The 2250-nt window shown below is 59.1% G+C and carries 2 protein-coding genes; both read left to right on the forward strand.

Annotated features, from left to right (window positions below; genetic code table 11):
• Positions 1-1322 (forward strand): calcium-binding protein (locus tag AC3B8H_RS20510; protein WP_488443370.1); only part of this gene is annotated, 1322 nt, incomplete at its 5' end.
• A partial coding sequence (locus AC3B8H_RS20515) for a calcium-binding protein (RefSeq protein ID WP_488443371.1) occupies positions 1261-2250 on the forward strand: 990 nt, incomplete at its 3' end. The genes AC3B8H_RS20510 and AC3B8H_RS20515, both read left to right, overlap by 62 nt.

Genomic DNA, 2250 nt, shown 5'->3' on the forward strand with positions numbered 1-2250 from the left:
TGGACGGCAAGAAAGGCGACGGACACGACCTACACAAAATTACGCTTGAGAACGGCGAGCAATGGTACCCTTCCAAACCCATGCTTTACGACATCCTCGCCATTCAAACCCTTTACGGCGTCAACCCCCATACAAACGAAGGCGATAACATCGGCACAGAGGCCCACAGATTCAAAACCGGCGCCGACGCCATCCAAGCCATCTGGGATGCCCGCGGCACGGACGAAATCGACGCCAGCGACCAAAGCCAAAGCGTCACCATTGACCTACGCCCAGGCCATTTCAGTTTTGTCGGCAGTAGTGAAAAAACAAGTAAATCCCAAATAGCCATTGCCTTTCAAGTGGCTGGTCAAGAAAACAACTGGATCGAAAACGCTATCGGCAGTTCTAAAAACGATCATTTGACCGGCAATGGCGGCAACAACCGACTTGAGGGAGGTGGAGGTAAAGACACGCTGGAAGGCGGGGCTGGCGCCGATACGCTGATTGGAGGAGAGGGTGAAGACTTATACATAATCGAAGGCAACGACACTATTGTTGATAGCGGTCAAAATAGAATTTTCTATGAAGGTAAACTTATTGATGGTGTATTTACCGATAACGGCAGCGGCACAATCTTTACTTCTCGTGACGGCAAGATTATTCAGTTCCATTCTCCCGGCCATCTGACGCTGAGTGCCGAAGATAGCATAACTTTCCAAAACCAAACTAGCGCTAGTGCATTCGCAGAGAACGATTTCGGCATTCATCTGCAAACTGCCGCCGCCGACGTTTCGGCAAGTGTTATTCCCCACGGCGACCTCAAACCCCTGGACCAAGACCCCAATACCGCCGGCATTCAGATTGGCACCGATGCGTTGGGCAACGTCATCGTCGGCACGGAGGCCGATCCGGGCCGGGAAGATATCCTTTACGACGACACCGGCAACGACCGCTTGGAAGGCTATGCCGGCAGCGATATTTTGCTGGCCAATCGCGGCGGCGATAATCTGCTGTACGCCGACCAGCAACAAGACTTCCAGACCCTATACAACCAAGGCCAAACCGCTGTCGGCACGGCGCAACGCGGCGACCTGCTGGCCAGCGGCGGCGGTAACGATCAACTGTTCGGCGGTACCGGTCGGGACGTATTGGCCGGCGGCGACGGCGCCGATGTGTTGGTGGGCGGCGGCGATGACGATTTGCTCTACGGCGATGGCGGTATCGCCAACGCTAGCGGCGCTTGGTCCTTGACCCGTTGCCGAACTGGACGAAGACGGCGTGACTCATCACCGCCAGCAACTCAACGGGGCCGTCGTTCAGGCGGCGACACTGGGCGGTAACGATATTTTGTACGGCGGCAGCGGCAACGATTTATTGGATGGCGGCAAGGGCAACGACGTATTGGACGGTGGCGCCGGCCGCGACCTCCTGCAAGGCGGCATAGGCAACGACGTACTCTATGCTGACGAACAAAACGCCGAAGCGGCCCTGGGTCCGGTCCCCGCCGACCGCCTGGGCGACTTCCTCAGCGGTGGCACCGGTGACGACTTACTGATCGGCGGCGGCCGCTCCGATGCTTTGATGGGCGGCGAAGGCAGCGACTGGCTGGAAGGCGGGGCCGGTAACGACATCATCTTCGCCGATGCGGATTACACCACTTCGGTCAATGATTGGACTTTTGCAAAGATTGACCAGACCTATCCCTTTGCCGATTCGACTCGGCCCAACCTGAACGGCGTCGGCCTCAGCCCGGTGAACGGCTCGCTCGATACCGGCCAAGGCGGTGATGACATCGTCTACGGCGGCGACGGCGGCGATTGGGTCATGGGCGGGCGTGGCGACGACGTGATTTACGGCGAAAACGGCATGGACGCCCTCGACGGCGGCGCCGGTAACGATACGGTCTACGGCGGGGCCGACGACGATGCGCTGGAAGGCGACCTGAATGCCGACATCGCGCAACACGGCAACGACTTCCTGGACTTGGGCGCCGGCCAAACCCAGCAATTTGCCCGGGGCGGCGGCGGTAGTGACACCATCATTGGCGGCGATACCGCCGATACGATCGAAGGCGACGCAATGATCGCCGGCCGCGCGGCGGATTACCACGGCGACGACACTATCGACGCGAAAGGCGGGAATGACGACGTGTGGGGCGAAGGCGGCGCCGATACCCTTTACGGCGGCGATGGCGACGATTATCTGGAAGGCGATGCTACCGGCATAGCCGCACTCTACCAAGGCGACGACGCGCTCTATGGCGAAGCC

Source organism: Methylomonas sp. BG-2 (assembly GCF_057766305.1).